Annotated in this window: 15 protein-coding genes and 4 tRNA genes; all 19 read right to left on the bottom strand. The window is 54.3% G+C overall.

The annotated features are described in order from the left end of the window. Window positions 1–70: 70 nt before the first annotated feature. The 19 genes from tuf to birA all read right to left on the bottom strand — a co-directional run bounded on the left by tuf (window position 71) and on the right by birA (window position 19,327). Complete coding sequence (gene tuf, locus YA0848_RS30780) at window positions 71–1,264, bottom strand: elongation factor Tu (protein ID WP_008374172.1); 1,194 nt, start codon at window positions 1,262–1,264, stop codon at window positions 71–73. Between the two features lie 30 nt (window positions 1,265–1,294). After that, window positions 1,295–3,400: an elongation factor G gene (fusA, locus tag YA0848_RS30775; protein WP_034100998.1), complete on the bottom strand. Its 2,106-nt coding sequence runs from the start codon at window positions 3,398–3,400 to the stop codon at window positions 1,295–1,297. Window positions 3,401–3,430: 30 nt separating this feature from the next. Next, window positions 3,431–3,901 (bottom strand): 30S ribosomal protein S7, encoded by a 471-nt coding sequence (gene rpsG / locus YA0848_RS30770; RefSeq protein ID WP_002555493.1) that lies wholly within the window; start codon window positions 3,899–3,901, stop codon window positions 3,431–3,433. 118 nt (window positions 3,902–4,019) lie between these two features. Then, entirely contained in the window at window positions 4,020–4,391 is a 372-nt protein-coding gene (gene rpsL, locus YA0848_RS30765; protein WP_002555494.1) for a 30S ribosomal protein S12, read from the bottom strand. Between the two features lie 216 nt (window positions 4,392–4,607). Next, complete coding sequence (gene rpoC, locus YA0848_RS30760; protein ID WP_034100999.1) at window positions 4,608–8,807, bottom strand: DNA-directed RNA polymerase subunit beta'; 4,200 nt, start codon at window positions 8,805–8,807, stop codon at window positions 4,608–4,610. A gap of 64 nt (window positions 8,808–8,871) precedes the next feature. Beyond that, window positions 8,872–12,945, bottom strand: a complete 4,074-nt coding sequence (gene rpoB, locus YA0848_RS30755; RefSeq protein ID WP_034101000.1) for a DNA-directed RNA polymerase subunit beta — start codon at window positions 12,943–12,945, stop codon at window positions 8,872–8,874. Window positions 12,946–13,164: 219 nt separating this feature from the next. Beyond that, a complete protein-coding gene (gene rplL, locus YA0848_RS30750; protein WP_034101001.1) occupies window positions 13,165–13,530 on the bottom strand; it encodes a 50S ribosomal protein L7/L12 in 366 nt (121 codons plus the stop codon). Window positions 13,531–13,605: 75 nt separating this feature from the next. Further along, entirely contained in the window at window positions 13,606–14,106 is a 501-nt protein-coding gene (rplJ, locus tag YA0848_RS30745) for a 50S ribosomal protein L10 (RefSeq protein ID WP_034101003.1), read from the bottom strand. A gap of 198 nt (window positions 14,107–14,304) precedes the next feature. Then, window positions 14,305–15,000 carry a 50S ribosomal protein L1 gene (gene rplA / locus YA0848_RS30740; protein WP_003176434.1) on the bottom strand — a complete coding sequence of 232 codons (696 nt, stop codon included), beginning with the start codon at window positions 14,998–15,000 and terminating at the stop codon, window positions 14,305–14,307. Continuing rightward, window positions 15,000–15,431, bottom strand: a complete 432-nt coding sequence (rplK, locus tag YA0848_RS30735; RefSeq protein WP_003176435.1) for a 50S ribosomal protein L11 — start codon at window positions 15,429–15,431, stop codon at window positions 15,000–15,002. Before rplK ends, rplA begins: the two co-directional genes overlap by 1 nt. Before the next feature lie 117 nt (window positions 15,432–15,548). Next, window positions 15,549–16,082: a transcription termination/antitermination protein NusG gene (gene nusG / locus YA0848_RS30730; protein ID WP_003176436.1), complete on the bottom strand. Its 534-nt coding sequence runs from the start codon at window positions 16,080–16,082 to the stop codon at window positions 15,549–15,551. A gap of 9 nt (window positions 16,083–16,091) precedes the next feature. Then, window positions 16,092–16,460 (bottom strand): preprotein translocase subunit SecE, encoded by a 369-nt coding sequence (secE, locus tag YA0848_RS30725; protein ID WP_003194658.1) that lies wholly within the window; start codon window positions 16,458–16,460, stop codon window positions 16,092–16,094. Between the two features lie 45 nt (window positions 16,461–16,505). Beyond that, a tRNA-Trp gene (locus YA0848_RS30720) sits at window positions 16,506–16,581 on the bottom strand. A gap of 160 nt (window positions 16,582–16,741) precedes the next feature. Then, window positions 16,742–16,817 (bottom strand) — tRNA-Thr (locus YA0848_RS30715). Between the two features lie 26 nt (window positions 16,818–16,843). After that, window positions 16,844–16,917: transfer RNA gene (locus tag YA0848_RS30710), tRNA-Gly, on the bottom strand. A 24-nt stretch (window positions 16,918–16,941) separates the two neighbouring features. Beyond that, window positions 16,942–17,026: transfer RNA gene (locus YA0848_RS30705), tRNA-Tyr, on the bottom strand. Between the two features lie 143 nt (window positions 17,027–17,169). After that, on the bottom strand, window positions 17,170–17,616 hold the full coding sequence (locus tag YA0848_RS30700; RefSeq protein WP_034101004.1) for a hypothetical protein: 447 nt from the start codon (window positions 17,614–17,616) through the stop codon (window positions 17,170–17,172). 12 nt (window positions 17,617–17,628) lie between these two features. Then, on the bottom strand, window positions 17,629–18,378 hold the full coding sequence (locus tag YA0848_RS30695; RefSeq protein ID WP_034101005.1) for a pantothenate kinase: 750 nt from the start codon (window positions 18,376–18,378) through the stop codon (window positions 17,629–17,631). Further along, window positions 18,368–19,327: a bifunctional biotin--[acetyl-CoA-carboxylase] ligase/biotin operon repressor BirA gene (gene birA / locus YA0848_RS30690; RefSeq protein WP_034115260.1), complete on the bottom strand. Its 960-nt coding sequence runs from the start codon at window positions 19,325–19,327 to the stop codon at window positions 18,368–18,370. Before birA ends, YA0848_RS30695 begins: the two co-directional genes overlap by 11 nt. Between the last annotated feature and the right edge of the window lie 139 nt (window positions 19,328–19,466).

Below are 19,466 nucleotides of genomic sequence, written 5' to 3'. Positions count from 1 at the left end.
TGGGCGCACATAAAAAAGCCCCCGCTGAGCGGGGGCTTTTTCAAAGCATCAAAGCAAACTCTAAAAGAGCTTACTCGATGATTTTAGCTACAACGCCAGCACCAACGGTACGGCCGCCTTCACGGATAGCGAAGCGCAGACCGTCTTCCATTGCGATGGTTTTGATCAGGGTAACAGTCATCTGAATGTTATCGCCTGGCATTACCATTTCAACGCCTTCTGGCAATTCGCAGTTACCGGTCACGTCAGTAGTACGGAAGTAGAACTGTGGACGGTAGCCTTTGAAGAACGGAGTGTGACGACCGCCTTCTTCCTTGCTCAGAACGTAAACTTCTGCAGTGAACTTGGTATGCGGCTTAACCGAACCCGGCTTAACCAGAACCTGACCACGCTCAACGTCGTCACGCTTGGTACCACGCAGCAGAACACCGCAGTTCTCGCCAGCACGACCTTCGTCGAGCAGCTTACGGAACATTTCAACACCGGTGCAGGTGGTGACGGTGGTGTCACGCAGACCAACGATTTCCAGTGGATCCTGAACGCGAACGATACCGCGCTCGATACGACCAGTCACAACGGTACCACGACCGGAGATCGAGAATACGTCTTCGATTGGCATCAGGAACGGCTTGTCGGTCAGACGAACTGGCTCTGGGATGTAGGTATCCAGAGTTTCAACCAGCTTACGAACGGCAGTGGTGCCCATTTCGTTGTCGTCTTTGCCTTCCAGAGCCATACGAGCAGAACCGATGATGATCGGAGTGTCGTCGCCTGGGAAGTCGTAAGTGCTCAGCAGATCGCGCACTTCCATCTCAACCAGTTCCAGCAGCTCAGCGTCGTCTACCAGGTCAGCCTTGTTCAGGAAAACCACGATGTACGGAACGCCTACCTGACGGGACAGCAGGATGTGCTCACGGGTTTGTGGCATCGGACCATCAGCGGCCGAGCAAACCAGGATCGCGCCGTCCATCTGGGCAGCACCGGTGATCATGTTCTTCACATAGTCAGCGTGACCTGGGCAGTCAACGTGAGCGTAGTGACGAATAGTCGAGTTGTACTCAACGTGCGCGGTGTTGATGGTAATACCACGAGCCTTTTCTTCTGGAGCGCTGTCGATCTTGTCGAATTCAACTACGGCCGAACCGAAAACTTCGGAGCAGACGCGAGTCAGAGCAGCGGTCAGAGTGGTTTTACCGTGGTCAACGTGGCCGATGGTGCCAACGTTTACGTGCGGTAGGGAACGATCAAATTTTTCTTTAGCCACGACAATTAACTCCTTGCCTAAAGGACTGAATCAGCCTTGTTTTTTGGATACAGTTTCAGCGATGTGCGCCGGAGCTGTGTTGTATTTTTTGAATTCCATAGAGTAGCTTGCGCGACCCTGAGACATGGAACGAACGTCGGTCGCATAACCGAACATCTCACCCAACGGAACCTCGGCGCGAATCACTTTGCCGGAAACCGTATCTTCCATACCCAAGATCATGCCGCGACGACGGTTAAGGTCGCCCATGACATCACCCATATAGTCTTCAGGTGTAACAACTTCTACCGCCATGATTGGCTCAAGCAACTCACCACCGCCCTTCTGGGCCAGTTGCTTGGTTGCCATGGAAGCAGCCACCTTAAACGCCATCTCGTTGGAGTCGACGTCGTGGTAAGAACCGTCAAAAACGGTTGCTTTCAGGCCGATCAGCGGATAGCCGGCAACAACACCGTTCTTCATCTGCTCCTCGATACCCTTCTGGATAGCAGGGATGTATTCCTTAGGAACAACACCACCTACTACTTCGTTCACGAATTGCAGACCTTCCTGACCTTCGTCAGCAGGTGCAAAACGGATCCAGCAGTGACCGAATTGACCACGACCGCCGGACTGCCGAACGAATTTGCCTTCGATTTCACAGTTCTTCGTGATGCGCTCACGATAGGAAACCTGAGGCTTACCGATGTTGGCTTCGACGTTGAACTCACGGCGCATCCGGTCTACCAGGATGTCCAGGTGCAGCTCGCCCATGCCGGAGATGATCGTTTGACCAGTCTCTTCATCAGTCTTGACGCGGAAAGATGGATCTTCCTGAGCAAGCTTGCCCAGAGCGATACCCATTTTTTCCTGGTCATCCTTGGTCTTAGGCTCTACCGCAACCGAGATAACCGGCTCCGGGAAGTCCATGCGAACCAGGATGATTGGCTTAGCAGCGTCGCACAAAGTTTCACCAGTGGTGACATCCTTCATGCCGATCAGGGCCGCGATGTCGCCAGCGCGAACTTCCTTGATCTCTTCACGGGCGTTTGCGTGCATCTGCACCATACGGCCCACACGCTCTTTCTTGCCTTTAACCGAGTTGATCACGCCGTCGCCGGACGCCAACACGCCCGAGTAAACGCGGACAAAGGTCAAAGTACCCACGAATGGGTCGGTAGCGATCTTGAACGCCAGAGCCGAGAACGGCTCGCTGTCGTCAGCGTGACGCTCCATCTCTTCTTCCTCGTTATCAGGGTTAGTACCCTTGATAGCAGGAATGTCAGTAGGGGCAGGCAAGAAGTCGATAACGGCGTCGAGAACCAGGGGAACACCCTTATTCTTGAAGGAAGAACCACAAACAGCCAAGACGATCTCACCAGCGATAGTACGCTGACGAAGAGCGGCCTTGATTTCCACGTTGGTGAGTTCTTCACCTTCGAGGTACTTGTTCATCAGTTCTTCGCTGGCTTCGGCAGCAGCCTCGACCATGTTGTTGCGCCACTCATCAGCCAGTTCCTGCAATTCAGCAGGGATAGGCTTACGAACAGGAACCATACCCTTGTCGGCATCGTTCCAGTAGACAGCTTCCATGTTGATCAGATCAATCTGACCCTGGAAGTTATCTTCGGAACCGATAGCCAACTGGATCGGCACCGGAGTGTGACCCAAACGCTGCTTGATCTGACCGATCACGCGCAGGAAGTTGGCACCAGCACGGTCCATCTTGTTTACGTAAACAAGACGCGGCACGCCGTATTTGTTGGCTTGACGCCATACAGTTTCCGACTGAGGCTCAACACCCGAAGTACCGCAGAACACAACGACAGCGCCGTCGAGCACACGCAGGGAACGCTCAACTTCAATGGTGAAGTCCACGTGGCCCGGGGTATCGATTACGTTGAAGCGATGCTCGTCTTTGTACTGCTTCTCAGAACCTTTCCAGAAGGCGGTAATAGCAGCAGAAGTAATGGTAATACCACGCTCCTGCTCCTGAACCATCCAGTCTGTGGTCGCGGCGCCGTCATGCACCTCGCCCATTTTGTGACTTTTGCCGGTGTAAAACAGTACGCGCTCAGTGGTGGTGGTTTTACCAGCATCCACGTGTGCAACGATACCGATGTTACGGTAGCGGCTAATCGGAGTAGTACGAGCCATAAAGCCCTCGCAAAATTAGTGAAGCTAAAATTAGAAGCGGTAGTGCGAGAAAGCTTTGTTGGCTTCAGCCATACGGTGCACGTCTTCACGCTTCTTAACAGCAGCACCTTTACCTTCAGCAGCGTCCAACAGTTCGCCGGCCAAACGCAGAGCCATAGACTTCTCGCCACGCTTACGGGCGAAGTCTACCAACCAGCGCATTGCCAGAGCGTTACGACGGGACGGACGAACTTCAACCGGAACCTGGTAAGTAGCACCGCCTACACGGCGCGACTTCACTTCGACCAGCGGAGCGATGGCGTCGAGAGCTTTCTCGAAGATTTCCAGGGGGTCGCTGTTCTTGCGTTCTTTAACCTTTTCCAGCGCGCCATAAACGATACGCTCGGCAACGGCTTTCTTGCCGCTTTCCATTACGTGGTTCATGAACTTGGCCAGAATTTGGCTTCCGTATTTTGGATCGTCAAGCACTTCGCGCTTGGCTGCTACGCGTCTTCTTGGCATGGATAAGCCCTCAAACGGTCTTCAGGTTCGCTCGGAATCGGTGCCCTTTCGGGACGCCTCCGACCTTACTCTTATCGACTCAGAAAATAAGATGATTCAGGTTTGCAAAAAGCCGCTACTACTTAGGCTTCTTGGTACCGTACTTCGAACGACCCTGGTTACGACCCTTAACGCCGGAAGTATCCAAGGAACCGCGTACGGTGTGGTAACGAACACCTGGCAAGTCTTTTACACGACCGCCGCGGATCAGTACCACGCTGTGCTCTTGAAGGTTGTGGCCTTCACCGCCGATGTACGAGGAAACCTCGAAACCGTTGGTCAGACGCACACGGCATACTTTACGCAGTGCCGAGTTAGGTTTTTTCGGCGTAGTGGTATACACACGAGTGCATACGCCACGACGTTGCGGGCAGTTCTGCAGCGCAGGCACGTCGGATTTCTCGACGATACGCTTACGCGGCTGACGTACCAGCTGGTTGATAGTTGCCATCTACTAGCTCCACTGTTGTCTTGCGACGCTATTGTCTTGCAAGAAAAGCAAAATGGCAGGAACGAATTCCCGCCAAATTTAGGGGTACAAGAGTCTAAAGAGGATCTTGCCCCCAGTCAAGGCAAGGCCCCGACCTCCCCACCCATCGAACTGAAGCAAAATTGCCTCAATCCGACGAACGGAGCTGTCAGGGCCTAGACTCATCTATCGCAGAACTCAGTTACCGCTTGAGTTCAGCGCTTCGGTCAGTGCAGCTTCCACTTCACTGGCGCTTACGCGCAACGGCTTGTCGGCATCACGACGACGCTTGCGCTCGCTGTGATAAGCCAAACCGGTACCGGCTGGGATCAAACGACCCACAACCACGTTTTCTTTCAGACCGCGCAGGTAGTCGCGCTTGCCGGTTACCGCTGCTTCGGTCAGTACGCGGGTGGTCTCCTGGAAGGAGGCCGCCGAGATAAACGACTCAGTGGACAACGAGGCCTTGGTGATACCCAGCAGTACGCGAGTGAACTTGGAAACGAACTTATCTTCGTTCGCCAGACGCTCGTTTTCCACCAGCACATGAGTCAGTTCCATCTGGTCGCCCTTGATGAAACTGGAATCGCCGGATTCAGCGATTTCAACTTTACGCAGCATCTGACGCAGGATGGTCTCGATGTGCTTATCGTTGATCTTCACGCCCTGCAGACGGTAAACGTCCTGGATCTCGTTCACGATGTACTTGGCCAGCGCACTTACACCCAGCAGACGCAAGATGTCATGTGGATCGCTTGGACCGTCGGAGATAACTTCGCCGCGGTTTACCTGCTCGCCTTCGAACACGTTCAGGTGACGCCACTTCGGAATCAGCTCCTCATATGGATCACTACCGTCGTTCGGGGTAATGACCAGACGGCGCTTGCCTTTGGTCTCTTTACCGAACGCGATGGTGCCGCTGACTTCAGCCAGAATCGACGCCTCTTTCGGACGACGAGCTTCGAACAAGTCGGCAACACGCGGCAGACCACCGGTGATGTCGCGAGTCTTCGAAGTTTCTTGCGGGATACGCGCGATAACATCACCGATCGCGATCTTAGCGCCGTCAGCCACACCGACGAGGGCGTTTGCTGGCAGGAAATACTGAGCGATTACGTCAGTGCCTGGCAGCAACAGATCCTTGCCGTTGTCATCGACCATCTTCACGGCTGGACGGATATCTTTACCAGCAGCTGGACGGTCTTTCGCGTCAAGTACTTCAATGTTGGTCATACCGGTCAATTCGTCAGTCTGACGCTTGATCGTGATGCCTTCTTCCATGCCCACGTAGGTCACGGTACCTTTCATTTCGGTAACGATTGGGTGAGTGTGCGGATCCCATTTGGCCACGATTGCGCCAGCGTCGACCTTGTCACCTTCCTTAACCGAAATCACAGCACCGTACGGCAGCTTGTAACGCTCACGCTCACGACCGTAGTCATCAGCGATTGCCAGCTCACCGGAACGGGACACCGCAACCAGGTGACCATCCACTCGCTCAACGTGCTTGAGGTTGTGCAGGCGGACAGTACCGCCATTCTTCACCTGAACACTGTCAGCCGCGGAGGTCCGGCTTGCCGCACCACCAATGTGGAACGTACGCATGGTCAACTGAGTACCCGGCTCACCGATGGACTGGGCAGCGATAACGCCGACCGCTTCACCGATGTTCACCTGGTGACCACGAGCCAAGTCACGGCCATAGCACTTGGCGCAAATGCCGTAGCGGGTTTCGCAGCTGATCGGCGACCGAACAATCACTTCGTCGATGCTGTTGAGCTCGATGAACTCAACCCACTTCTCATCTACCAGAGTGCCGGCAGGAACGATAACTTCCTCGGTACCTGGCTTGAATACGTCACGGGCAATAACACGACCCAATACGCGCTCACCCAACGGTTCTACAACGTCACCGCCTTCAATGTGCGGAGTCATCAGCAGGCCGTGCTCGGTGCCGCAATCGATCTCGGTTACAACAAGATCTTGTGCAACGTCTACCAGACGACGAGTCAGGTAACCGGAGTTAGCGGTTTTCAACGCGGTATCCGCCAGACCTTTACGAGCACCGTGAGTGGAGATGAAGTATTGAAGTACACTCAACCCTTCACGGAAGTTCGCGGTAATCGGCGTTTCGATGATGGAACCGTCCGGCTTGGCCATCAGACCACGCATACCGGCGAGCTGACGGATCTGCGCAGCAGAACCCCGTGCGCCCGAGTCGGCCATCATGTACATCGAGTTGAAGGACTCCTGGTCAACTTCGTCGCCGTGACGGTCGATGACTTTCTCTTTCGAGAGGTTGGCCATCATCGCCTTGGAAACTTCATCGTTGGCCTTGGACCAAAGGTCGATCACCTTGTTGTACTTCTCGCCCTGGGTTACCAGGCCGGACGCGTACTGGCTTTCGATCTCTTTCACTTCGTCGGTGGCTGCACCGATGATGCGGGCTTTTTCATCCGGGATAACGAAGTCGTTAACACCGATGGAAACGCCGGAAATGGTCGAATAAGCAAAACCGGTGTACATCAACTGGTCAGCGAAGATAACGGTCTCTTTCAAGCCAACCACGCGGTAGCACTGGTTGATCAGCTTGGAGATCGCCTTTTTCTTCATTGGCAGGTTGACGACATCGTACGACAGACCTTTTGGCACAACCTGATACAACAGCGCACGGCCGACAGTGGTGTCGACGATACGGGTGTTGGTCACGCTGCCGCCATCACGGTCGTTGACGGTTTCGTTGATCCGCACTTTAACCTTGGCGTGCAGTGCGGCTTCGCCGGCACGGAACACACGGTCAACTTCCTGCAGGTCAGCGAACACACGACCTTCGCCTTTGGCGTTGATCGCTTCACGCGTCATGTAGTACAGACCCAATACAACGTCCTGCGACGGAACGATGATTGGCTCACCGTTGGCTGGCGACAGAATGTTGTTGGTCGACATCATCAACGCACGCGCTTCCAACTGGGCTTCCAGGGTCAGCGGTACGTGCACGGCCATTTGGTCGCCGTCGAAGTCGGCGTTGTACGCAGCACAGACCAGGGGGTGCAGCTGGATAGCCTTACCTTCGATCAGTACCGGTTCAAACGCCTGGATACCCAGACGGTGAAGGGTCGGTGCACGGTTGAGGAGAACCGGGTGTTCGCGAATCACTTCAGCGAGAACGTCCCAAACCTCTGGCAGTTCGCGCTCGACCATTTTCTTGGCCGCTTTGATGGTGGTTGCGAGACCGCGCATTTCCAGCTTGCCGAAGATGAACGGCTTGAATAGTTCAAGCGCCATTTTCTTAGGCAGACCGCACTGGTGCAGACGCAGGGTCGGGCCTACGGTAATTACCGAACGACCGGAGTAGTCAACACGCTTACCGAGCAAGTTCTGACGGAAACGACCTTGCTTACCCTTGATCATGTCAGCCAGGGATTTCAGAGGACGCTTGTTCGAACCGGTGATAGCGCGGCCACGACGACCGTTGTCGAGCAATGCATCGACAGCTTCCTGCAACATACGCTTTTCGTTGCGCACGATGATGTCCGGAGCGGACAAATCGAGCAAGCGTTTCAAGCGGTTGTTACGGTTGATCACGCGACGGTACAGGTCGTTGAGGTCGGACGTTGCGAAACGACCACCATCCAACGGTACCAGCGGACGCAGGTCTGGCGGCAGAACCGGCAGAACGGTCAACACCATCCATTCTGGCAAGTTGCCTGAACCTTGGAAGGCCTCCATCAACTTCAGACGCTTGGACAGCTTCTTGATCTTGGTTTCGGAGTTGGTTTGCGGAATTTCTTCGCGCAGACGGCCAATCTCGTGCTCCAGGTCGATAGCGTGCAGCAGTTCGCGTACAGCTTCGGCACCCATGCGAGCATCGAAATCATCGCCGAACTCTTCCAGCGCTTCGAAGTACTGCTCATCGTTCAGCAACTGACCTTTTTCAAGGGTGGTCATGCCTGGATCGATAACGACATAGCTCTCGAAGTAGAGAACGCGCTCGATATCACGCAGGGTCATGTCCATCAGCAAGCCGATACGGGAGGGCAGCGATTTCAGGAACCAGATGTGGGCAACCGGCGAAGCCAGTTCGATGTGCGCCATGCGCTCACGACGAACCTTGGCCAGCGCAACCTCAACGCCGCACTTCTCGCAGATCACACCGCGGTGCTTCAAGCGCTTGTACTTACCGCACAGGCACTCGTAATCTTTTACCGGGCCAAAGATCTTGGCGCAGAACAGACCGTCACGCTCAGGTTTGAACGTACGGTAGTTGATGGTTTCCGGCTTTTTAACTTCACCGAACGACCACGAACGGATCATCTCAGGCGATGCCAATCCAATACGGATGGCGTCGAACTCTTCGACTTGACCCTGGTTTTTCAGCAAATTCAGTAGGTCTTTCAAGGCCTTTCCTCCTGGCGGAGCAGAGAGCGGGCATCACTGCCACGCTCTCGATTCGCGTCACGTGTTATTCGGTTTCCAGATCGATATCGATGCCGAGGGAACGAATTTCTTTGATCAACACGTTGAAGGACTCGGGCATGCCCGGCTCCATACGGTGATCGCCGTCCACGATGTTTTTGTACATCTTGGTCCGACCGTTCACATCGTCCGACTTCACTGTGAGCATTTCTTGCAGAGTATAAGCAGCACCGTATGCTTCCAGTGCCCAGACCTCCATCTCCCCGAAACGCTGACCACCGAACTGAGCCTTACCACCCAGCGGCTGCTGGGTAACGAGGCTGTACGATCCGGTAGAACGGGCGTGCATCTTGTCGTCTACCAAGTGGTTCAGCTTCAGCATGTACATGTAGCCAACAGTAACCGGGCGCTCGAACTTGTTACCGGTACGGCCGTCGAACAGCTGCATCTGGCCACTTTCCGGCAGGTCAGCCAGTTTCAGCATGGCCTTGATTTCGCTTTCCTTGGCACCGTCGAACACCGGGGTAGCCATTGGAACGCCGCCGCGCAGGTTCTTCGCCAGATCCAGGATTTCCTGGTCGGAGAAGGTGTCCAGCTCTTCGTTGCGACCGCCGATCTCGTTGTAGATCTCGTGCAAGAACTTACGCAGGTCAGCAACCTTGCGCTGCTCTTCGATCATACGGTTGATCTTCTCGCCCAGACCTTTAGCCGCGAGGCCCAGGTGAGTTTCGAGGATCTGACCAACGTTCATACGCGAAGGTACGCCCAGCGGGTTGAGGACCACATCGACCGGGGTGCCATTGGCATCGTGCGGCATGTCTTCAACCGGCATGATCACGGAGACCACACCTTTGTTACCGTGACGACCGGCCATCTTGTCGCCCGGCTGGATGCGACGACGGATTGCCAGGTAAACCTTGACGATTTTCAGCACACCTGGAGCTAGGTCATCGCCCTGCTGCAGTTTGCGCTTCTTATCTTCGAACTTGTCATCAAGCAGACGGCGGCGATCAACGATGTAGGCCTGGGCCTTCTCGAGCTGCTCGTTCAAAGCATCTTCAGCCATGCGCAGTTTGAACCACTGGCCGTGCTCAAGACCGTCGAGGACTTCATCAGTGATGTCTTGACCTTTCTTCAGACCGGCGCCGCCTTCAGCTTTGTGACCTACCAAAGCGGAGCGCAGACGTTCGAAGGTCGCGCCTTCAACGATACGGAACTCTTCGTTCAGATCCTTACGGATCTCGTCGAGTTGGGTCTTCTCAATGGACAGAGCACGAGCATCACGCTCAACGCCGTCACGGGTGAAGACCTGTACGTCGATGACAGTACCCTTGGTACCGGTAGGCACGCGCAGGGAAGTGTCTTTAACGTCGCTGGCTTTTTCACCGAAGATGGCACGCAGCAGCTTCTCTTCTGGCGTCAGTTGGGTCTCGCCTTTCGGAGTAACCTTACCAACCAGAATGTCGCCTGCACCAACTTCAGCGCCTACGTAAACGATACCGGCTTCGTCCAGCTTGTTCAGTGCAGCCTCACCCACGTTCGGGATGTCTGCAGTGATTTCCTCAGGCCCAAGCTTGGTGTCACGCGCCACACAGGTCAGTTCCTGAATGTGGATCGTGGTGAAGCGATCTTCTTGAACAACACGCTCGGACAGGCAGATGGAGTCTTCGAAGTTGAAGCCGTTCCACGCCATGAAGGCGATGCGCATGTTCTGACCCAGCGCCAGTTCACCCATATCGGTGGACGGGCCGTCGGCCATGATGTCGCTGCGCTGAACACGATCACCCTTGCTCACCAGCGGACGCTGGTTGATGCAGGTGTTCTGGTTCGAGCGGGTGTATTTGGTCAGGTTGTAGATGTCGACACCGGCTTCGCCAGTTTCAACTTCGTCATCGGCAACACGAACCACAATACGGCTAGCATCAACGGAATCGATTACACCGCCACGACGCGCCACGACGCAAACGCCGGAGTCACGCGCTACGTTGCGCTCCATGCCGGTACCTACCAGCGGCTTGTCAGCGCGCAGGGTTGGTACAGCCTGACGCTGCATGTTGGAACCCATCAATGCGCGGTTGGCGTCATCGTGCTCCAGGAACGGAATCAGAGACGCTGCAACCGAAACTACCTGCTTCGGCGAAACGTCCATCAAGGTGACGTCTTCCGGCGCCTTGACGGTGAACTCGTTCAAGTGACGAACAGCTACCAGCTCATCGATCAGGACTTTCTTGTCGTTCATCGTGGCCGAAGCCTGAGCGATCACGTGATCAGCTTCTTCGATGGCGGACAGGAACACGATCTCGTCGGTGACCAGAGCGTCTTTCACCACACGGTACGGGCTCTCGAGGAAACCATATTGGTTGGTGCGCGCATAGGCGGCCAAGGAGTTGATCAGACCGATGTTCGGACCTTCCGGCGTTTCGATCGGACAAACACGACCGTAGTGCGTCGGGTGTACGTCACGAACTTCGAAGCCAGCACGCTCACGAGTCAGACCGCCCGGGCCCAGTGCCGAAACACGGCGCTTGTGGGTGATCTCGGAGAGCGGGTTGTTCTGGTCCATGAACTGGGAAAGCTGGCTGGAGCCGAAGAACTCTTTCACCGCTGCGGCCACTGGCTTAGCGTTGATTAGGTCTTGCGGCATCAGGCCTTCGCTTTCAGCCATCGACAGACGCTCTTTGACCGCACGCTCAACACGTACAAGGCCAACGCGGAACTGGTTCTCGGCCATTTCGCCTACGCAGCGAACACGACGGTTACCCAGGTGGTCGATGTCATCGACGATGCCTTTGCCGTTACGGATGTCGACCAGAGTCTTCAGTACCGCGACGATATCTTCCTTGCACAGCACGCCCGAACCTTCGATCTCGGTACGACCGATACGACGGTTGAACTTCATCCGACCGACCGCAGACAGGTCGTAACGCTCAGGGCTGAAGAACAGGTTGTTGAACAGGGTTTCGGCAGCGTCTTTGGTTGGTGGCTCACCAGGACGCATCATGCGATAGATCTCGACCAGCGCTTCCAATTGGTTGCTGGTGGAGTCGATCTTCAGAGTGTCGGAGATGAACGGACCACAGTCGATATCGTTGGTATACAAGGTCTCGATGCGAACGACCTGAGCCTTGGCGATTTTGGCCAGGATCTCGGTGTTCAGCTCGGTGTTGCACTCGGCCAGGATTTCGCCTGTGGCTGGGTGAACGATAACCTTGGCGGTCGTGCGACCCAGGACGTAGTCCAGAGGCACTTCCAGCTCTGTAATACCGGCTTTTTCGATTTGATTGATATGGCGCGCAGTGATACGACGGCCAGCTTCAACAATAACCTTGCCTTTTTCATCCTGGATATCCAGAACGGCAATTTCACCACGCAGACGCGACGCGATCAGTTCCAGCTTGAGGGTTTCATCCTTCAGACTGAATACGTTGGTGGTGTAGAAAGCATCAAGCACTTGCTCAGTGGTGTAGCCGAGCGCACGCAGCAGTACCGAAGCCGGCAATTTACGACGACGGTCGATACGCACGAACACGCAGTCTTTAGGGTCGAATTCGAAGTCCAACCACGAACCACGGTACGGAATGATCCGCGCGGAGTACAAGAGCTTACCGGAGCTGTGCGTCTTGCCGCGGTCGTGGTCGAAGAACACGCCCGGGGAACGGTGCAGCTGGGAAACGATAACACGCTCGGTACCGTTGATAACGAAGGTACCGTTTTCAGTCATCAATGGGATTTCGCCCATGTAGACTTCTTGCTCTTTGATGTCCTTGATCGCTTTGTTCGACGATTCTTTGTCGAAAATGATCAGACGGACTTTTACCCGCAAAGGTACGGCGTACGTAACGCCACGCAACACACATTCTTTGACATCAAATGCCGGTTCGCCCAGGCGATAACCCACGTACTCCAGCGCAGCATTGCCGGAGTAGCTGATGATCGGGAAAACGGATTTGAAGGCCGCATGCAGGCCCACGTCGCGGAACTGATCTTTGGTCGCTCCCGCCTGCAAGAATTCACGATACGAATCCAGCTGGATAGCCAGAAGGTACGGGACATCCATGACGTCCGGCAACTTGCTAAAGTCCTTGCGGATACGTTTTTTCTCAGTATATGAGTAAGCCATCAGCGTTCCCCAGCTTGGTCACCTGCTTGTTTGGCCCCTCCGACGGGAGCAGCCAGAAAATCTTGCAAACCCCATGGTTTGCACCACCGCATCGGGTGGCTACAGCGCGTTAATGGCGGCGACCGAGTCGACAGCCAAGAACGGAAAAAGGCCGGTGGCAAGAGCCACCAGCCATCAGCCTTCAGCTTAACGCTTGGGCTGGAGACGCAAGGTCGATGCTTACTTCAGCTCGACTTTAGCGCCTGCTTCTTCCAGAGTTGCTTTGGCTTTGTCAGCTGCGTCTTTGGCAACAGCTTCCAGAACCATGGCAGGAGCGCCGTCAACTACAGCCTTGGCTTCTTTCAAGCCCAGACCGGTCAGTTCACGTACTGCCTTGATCACGTTAACTTTCTTCTCGCCAGCTTCGGTCAGCATGACGTTGAATTCGGTTTGCTCTTCAACAACGGCAGCAGCAGCAGCTGGGCCAGCGGAAGCAGCAGCAGCAGTAACACCGAATTTTTCTTCGAAAGCTTTGATCAGCTCAACAACTTCCATTACGGACATGCTGCCAACTGCTTCAAGGATATCGTTCTGAGAGATAGACATGAATCTAATTCCTGATATTGGGGACGGCCTACGCGACCATCGAAAAAAACAAAAAACGCGAGAAGTTGAAGAGCCTTAGGCTGCAGCAGCTTCTTTTTGGTCGCGAATTGCCGCCAGAGTACGAGCCAATTTGCTGGTAGCGCCTTGAATCACGCTCATCAGCTGGGAGATTGCTTCGTCACGGGTCGGCAGAGTTGCCAGCACGTCGATTTGGTTAGCTGCGAGGTACTTGCCCTCGAACGCAGCTGCCTTGATCTCGAACTTATCCTGACCTTTAGCAAACTCTTTGAACAAACGGGCAGCAGCGCCTGGATGTTGGGTGGAGAATGCAATCAAGGTCGGGCCGGTGAACACGTCGTTGAGAACACTGTATTCAGTGTCAGCAACAGCGCGCTTGAGCAGTGTGTTACGTACAACACGTACGTATACGCCAGCTTCACGAGCCTCTTTACGGAGTCCGGTCATAGCGCCTACTGTCACACCACGGGCATCAGCCACGACAGCGGACAGAGCAGCTTTGGCAGCCTCGTTGACTTCAGCGACGATGGCCTTCTTGTCTTCGAGATTAATTGCCACGGGTTTAACTCCTGCTTGTTACCGTTTCATCTGGCCGGAGCCGGATGTCGTTTTGGTGTCTGATTCGGTAAGGAACCGGGAGCACCATCTGCGTAGGCTTGTGGTTTAAGACTTACGTCGCCTACGGTCTTGGATAGCCCCCGCCAGGCAGGGACCCCAATTTTTTAATTGGCGCAATTGCTTGCGCCAATTTGTGTCTTATACGTCCAGCGAACCTTGGTCGATGACCAGACCTGGGCCCATAGTGGTGCTCAGGGTAACGCGCTTGACATAGATGCCTTTCGAAGAAGCTGGCTTGATACGCTTCAGATCCGCGATCAGGGCTTCAACGTTTTCCTTCAGCTTGACGGCGTCGAAACCAACCTTGCCTACGGATGTGTGAATGATGCCGTTTTTGTCGGTGCGATAACGAACCTGACCAGCTTTGGCGTTCTTAACCGCGGTAGCTACATCCGGAGTTACGGTGCCGACTTTTGGGTTAGGCATCAGGCCACGTGGACCCAGAATCTGACCCAACTGACCTACAACACGCATTGCATCAGGAGAAGCGATGACTACGTCGTAGTTCAGGTCGCCGCCTTTCATTTCGGCAGCCAGGTCGTCCATGCCAACGCGATCAGCGCCGGCGGCCAGAGCAGCTTCAGCAGCAGGACCCTGGGTGAAGACAGCTACACGTACAGTCTTGCCAGTGCCGTGTGGCAGCACAGTAGCGCTACGAACGACCTGGTCGGATTTACGTGGGTCAACGCCGAGATTCACAGCAACGTCAACGGACTCGCTGAACTTGACAGTCGACAGCTCGGTCAGCAGAGCGGCGGCGTCTACAAAGTTGTAGGACTTGCCTGCTTCGATTTTGCCGGCGATAGCCTTTTGGCGCTTGGTCAGCTTAGCCATTACACACCCTCCACGTTAAGGCCCATGCTACGAGCAGAACCGGCGATGGTACGCACGGCTGCATCCATATCAGCTGCGGTCAGATCAGCGTTTTTGGTTTTCGCGATCTCTTCCAGCTGAGCACGAGTGACGGTGCCAACCTTAACAGTGTTAGGACGAGCGGAGCCGCTGGTCAGGCCAGCAGCTTTCTTCAGCAGAACCGAAGCCGGAGTCGACTTGGTTTCAAAAGTGAAGCTACGGTCGCTGTACACAGTAATGATCACTGGAGTCGGCAGACCTGGTTCAAGACCCTGAGTACGGGCGTTGAAAGCCTTGCAGAATTCCATGATGTTCACGCCGTGCTGACCCAGAGCAGGGCCGACAGGTGGACTAGGATTGGCCTGAGCGGCCTTTACTTGTAGCTTGATGTAAGCGGTAATCTTCTTGGCCATGAGGCACTCCAATTACGGGTTCAGACGCCTCGAAAGGCTCCCCGGTTACTTGCGCGTTTATCCCAGTGACGACAAAACCCCACAGCCTAAGACTGCGGGGTTGGGATTCTTGCTCAGCTAGACCTTCTCGACCTGACTGAACTCCAGCTCTACCGGGGTAGAGCGACCGAAAATGAGCACCGCCACCTGGATCCGGCTCTTTTCGTAGTTAACCTCTTCGACAGTACCGTTAAAATCAGCAAACGGACCATCAGTGACACGAACAACCTCACCCGGCTCGAACAACGTCTTTGGCTTAGGCTTGTCGCTACCATCAGCAACACGACGCAGAATCGCTTCTGCCTCTTTATCAGTAATAGGCGCAGGCTTATCAGCAGTACCGCCGATAAAACCCATGACACGAGGAGTATCCTTGACCAAATGCCAAGTACCCTCATTCATGTCCATCTGAACCAGCACATAGCCAGGGAAGAACTTGCGTTCGCTTTTACGCTTCTGACCATTCCGCATTTCAACCACTTCTTCAGTGGGAACCAGAATTTCGCCGAAGCCATCTTCCATGCCTGCAAGCTTTACGCGCTCCAGCAAAGAGCGCATAACATGCTTCTCGTAACCCGAGTAAGCATGCACAACGTACCAACGCTTAGCCACGGGACACCCTTAGCCAACAATCAAGGAAACAAGCCAACCGAGCAGGGAATCAAGACCCCACAACAGCAACGCCATAACGAGAACGACAGCCACAACAATCAGCGTGGTCTGCGTGGTTTCTTGGCGAGTCGGCCAAACGACTTTACGAATTTCGGTGCGAGCTTCCTTCACCAGGACTGCAAACGACTTACCCTTTGCAGTCTGCAAACCCACAAAGGCAGCAACAGCAGCAAGAGCGAGCAATGCAAGAACTCGATACAGGATCGGCGAAGCAGAATAGTACTGATTGCCAACAACGCCTACGACCACCAAAGCAACTACAGCGAGCCACTTGACTAGATCGAAACGAGAGCTTTGAGCTTCAGCCTTAGGAGTCATCTATGAAGATCCTGTGAAAAGAAAGCCAGACACACCACGTGAATCTGGCAGGTCAGGAGGGAATCGAACCCCCAACCTACGGTTTTGGAGACCGTCGCTCTGCCAATTGAGCTACTGACCTAAAACAAAATCAGGCCGACCATTATGCAGGCCTGAAAAAGACTTTACAACAACCAACCCTACCAAACCTGGAAACACCCGGCAAAACAGCCAAGCAAACACCAGCAAATCAGGGCAGCCGTTAAAACAAAGGCAGATATTTTCATATCTGCCTTGTTATATGGAGCTCTTGAGCGGATTTGAACCGCTGACCTCACCCTTACCAAGGGTGTGCTCTACCAACTGAGCTACAAGAGCAAAACACTTTGCACGACCTACAAACATGGAGCGGGTAGCGGGAATCGAACCCGCATCATCAGCTTGGAAGGCTGAGGTTCTACCACTAAACTATACCCGCGGAGCCTGCAGCTCACGCTAAAAATGGTGGAGGGGGAAGGATTCGAACCTTCGAAGTCGTAGACGTCAGATTTACAGTCTGATCCCTTTGGCCGCTCGGGAACCCCTCCTAAGCGAGCCGGCATTCTACATCATGCCAGCCTTCTGTCAACAACTTTCTCATTTAAAAATATGAGGTTAGCAGCGTCGACCTCCGCTTCACACCGCAAACCTTAAAAGTCTTCACTGCGAAGCGGGCGCCATTCTATTCAAACTATTGGGCAGTTGCAACGCCTTCGCACAACATTATTTTATGTTTTAACTCATTGAATTCCCTAGCAAGGTTTTCAAATGGCAGATCATCAGCCAGGCGCCGGCTTTCAGGGGCAATTCTTAGCCAGTAGCGGGAGGCATCCGCCCCCTTCAACGACTGTACCCGGACCTTTATATCTAAACTAGTGAGGCGCTGCTCCAACGCCAGTGCTTGGCGCTGATCAGCAAATCCACCGATATACAAACAGGCATCCTGCGCCTCAGGCTCCCTGGCCGGATTCCGGCGAACGGCCGCGTCAGAGGACTCGCTGAGCAGTCGAATATCCTGGGCTGAGCCACGATATAGATTAAGAGGCGTAACATCCTTGGCGCGCAACGGCGCCTCTTGCTGATGCCAGATGTAATAGAAGACATTCAGAACAAGCAGAAGCAGAAAAAGCCAACGCATAGACAGGACACCTTAAGGCAAGGGACACGCCATCGCCAAACCAACGAAAACCAAGTCTGGTACAAGCCGAGCGCCAGGGACAGCGTCAGCAACTAACTCTGCATCGCCCCCCGTGAGAAACACAGTGAATTCGTCTCCCCAGTAGCTGCGAGCTAGCTCCAGCTGCGTCGACACGAATCCTCTCAACATCAATGTACAACCACGCTCCACAGCCTCCGCGGTTGTACGCCCTGGCGAGAGGCTTTCGTGAGCTCGCTCAGCAGCAATATCGTCATAACGTATCTTGCGCGTATGAGTGCGTAATTGATTCCGCATCAGCGGCATCCCGGGACAGATAAAGCCTCCTATGTGCTCGCCCCCCTTGGAAATGTAATCTGCTGTCGCCGCCGTGCCGAAGTCGAGCACAAGGCAAGCTCGAGATGCTAACTTGAATGCCCCCAGCATTGCCAACCAACGGTCGAGGCCAAGACGCTCGAACTCCTCATAACCATTTTGCACTCCAGCCATTTCTCGCGCAGACGCCGCCACCGAGACAGTAACGCCAAAGGCATGCTTGAGAGAATCGATGAGCTTATCGGTCTCCTCTACGGCACGGACACTTACTAGTCGGCAATGCGTCAGAATCAAACCAGGAACCGCTGCCAGACCTTCAATTAGAGCCGTGTCCGATCCGACCACCCCCTCAGCGTAGGTTGATATACTTATAGGCTCGAGAACACGCCATTTGATGAAGCTATTCCCACAGTCCAGCTCAAGAATCATCACGCAACCTCAGGCTTAGCTCACCACCACTGTAGGTTTTTTCGACGCCAGCCACGCTCAAGCGCAAGGCCCCTTGACTATCGATACCCAGCACATGCCCGTGAATTTGGTTGACACCCGCAACGAGAGTGACCGAGCGCCCCTGCCAAAGATGATTCAGCTCCCATTCCTCCTGCAAAGCCACAAAACCAAATTCTTGGTGGGATTTAAGGTAGCGCTGTAGCTGCATCCCAAGCTGAGCAATAAGAATATTACGATTGACAGCCCCCCCTGCCTCCAACTGCACGGACGTCCATTGCTGGTCGACACCTGTCACGTCTTGCATATTGACATTGATGCCAATACCCAAGACTACATGACAGATATCCGCGGGATCTCCCACCAGCTCCAGTAAAATGCCAGCAATCTTCTTTCCGTCCACCAGAACGTCGTTCGGCCACTTCAAACCAGCCCTATCCACGCCAAAATCACGCAAAGCCTGCATGACAGCCAAGCCAACCGCGAGGCTAAGCCCCTCTAATTGACGCAGTCCACCCTCCATACGCAGCACTAGGCTGTAATAGATATTTTGTGCGAACGGACTCACCCATTTGCGCCCCCGCCGGCCTCTCCCCGCCGATTGCCGCTCTGCGAGCACCAGAAAAGGCGCTGAATGGCCAGCCGCAATCAAGCGAAGAGCTTCAGCGTTAGTTGAGTCAATAGATTCTGATATATGGATAGGCCAGGCCAAGAGCGGTGCACGCTTAACAATGTCTTCAGCATCAAGCAGGTACAGCGGCACCGCCAACTTATACCCTCGCCCTCGAACCTTGTGTATAGGTAGATTCAACTCCACCTCTAGATTCTGAAGCTGTTTCCACACCGCACTTCGACTCACCCCCAGGGCCGTGCCGAGATCCTCGCCCGAATGAAATCGACCATCTTTAAGAAGCTTCAACAACGTCAACATGCAAGTATCGCCTCACAATGAGGCACGCATGATAGCCATGCGCAAGGTGATTGCATAGAAAGGGAAAAATTTAGCACTGCGATCTACAAGGGAAATGCTCATGGCTTTTCGAGCGCGCAAAACAAAACCCCAATTGCTT

Origin of the sequence: Pseudomonas sp. S4_EA_1b (assembly GCF_016307435.1) — a bacterium.
Lineage (GTDB): Bacteria > Pseudomonadota > Gammaproteobacteria > Pseudomonadales > Pseudomonadaceae > Aquipseudomonas > Aquipseudomonas rhodesiae.
The sequence above is the reverse complement of the archived record's forward strand: the minus strand, read 5'-3'. Positions and strand labels throughout refer to the sequence as shown.

What these genes read in the sequence shown, in the direction of transcription:
- rpsG (WP_002555493.1), bottom strand. Translation starts at nt 3,901, where the DNA reads ATGCCAAGAAGACGCGTAGCAGCCAAGCGCGAAGTGCTTGACGATCCA.
- YA0848_RS30700 (WP_034101004.1), bottom strand. Translation starts at nt 17,616, where the DNA reads ATGCGTTGGCTTTTTCTGCTTCTGCTTGTTCTGAATGTCTTCTATTAC.
- YA0848_RS30695 (WP_034101005.1), bottom strand. Translation starts at nt 18,378, where the DNA reads ATGATTCTTGAGCTGGACTGTGGGAATAGCTTCATCAAATGGCGTGTT.
- rplK (WP_003176435.1), bottom strand. Translation starts at nt 15,431, where the DNA reads ATGGCCAAGAAGATTACCGCTTACATCAAGCTACAAGTAAAGGCCGCT.
- rplA (WP_003176434.1), bottom strand. Translation starts at nt 15,000, where the DNA reads ATGGCTAAGCTGACCAAGCGCCAAAAGGCTATCGCCGGCAAAATCGAA.
- birA (WP_034115260.1), bottom strand. Translation starts at nt 19,327, where the DNA reads ATGTTGACGTTGTTGAAGCTTCTTAAAGATGGTCGATTTCATTCGGGC.
- rpoB (WP_034101000.1), bottom strand. Translation starts at nt 12,945, where the DNA reads ATGGCTTACTCATATACTGAGAAAAAACGTATCCGCAAGGACTTTAGC.
- secE (WP_003194658.1), bottom strand. Translation starts at nt 16,460, where the DNA reads ATGACTCCTAAGGCTGAAGCTCAAAGCTCTCGTTTCGATCTAGTCAAG.
- rplL (WP_034101001.1), bottom strand. Translation starts at nt 13,530, where the DNA reads ATGTCTATCTCTCAGAACGATATCCTTGAAGCAGTTGGCAGCATGTCC.
- rpsL (WP_002555494.1), bottom strand. Translation starts at nt 4,391, where the DNA reads ATGGCAACTATCAACCAGCTGGTACGTCAGCCGCGTAAGCGTATCGTC.
- fusA (WP_034100998.1), bottom strand. Translation starts at nt 3,400, where the DNA reads ATGGCTCGTACTACTCCGATTAGCCGCTACCGTAACATCGGTATCGTT.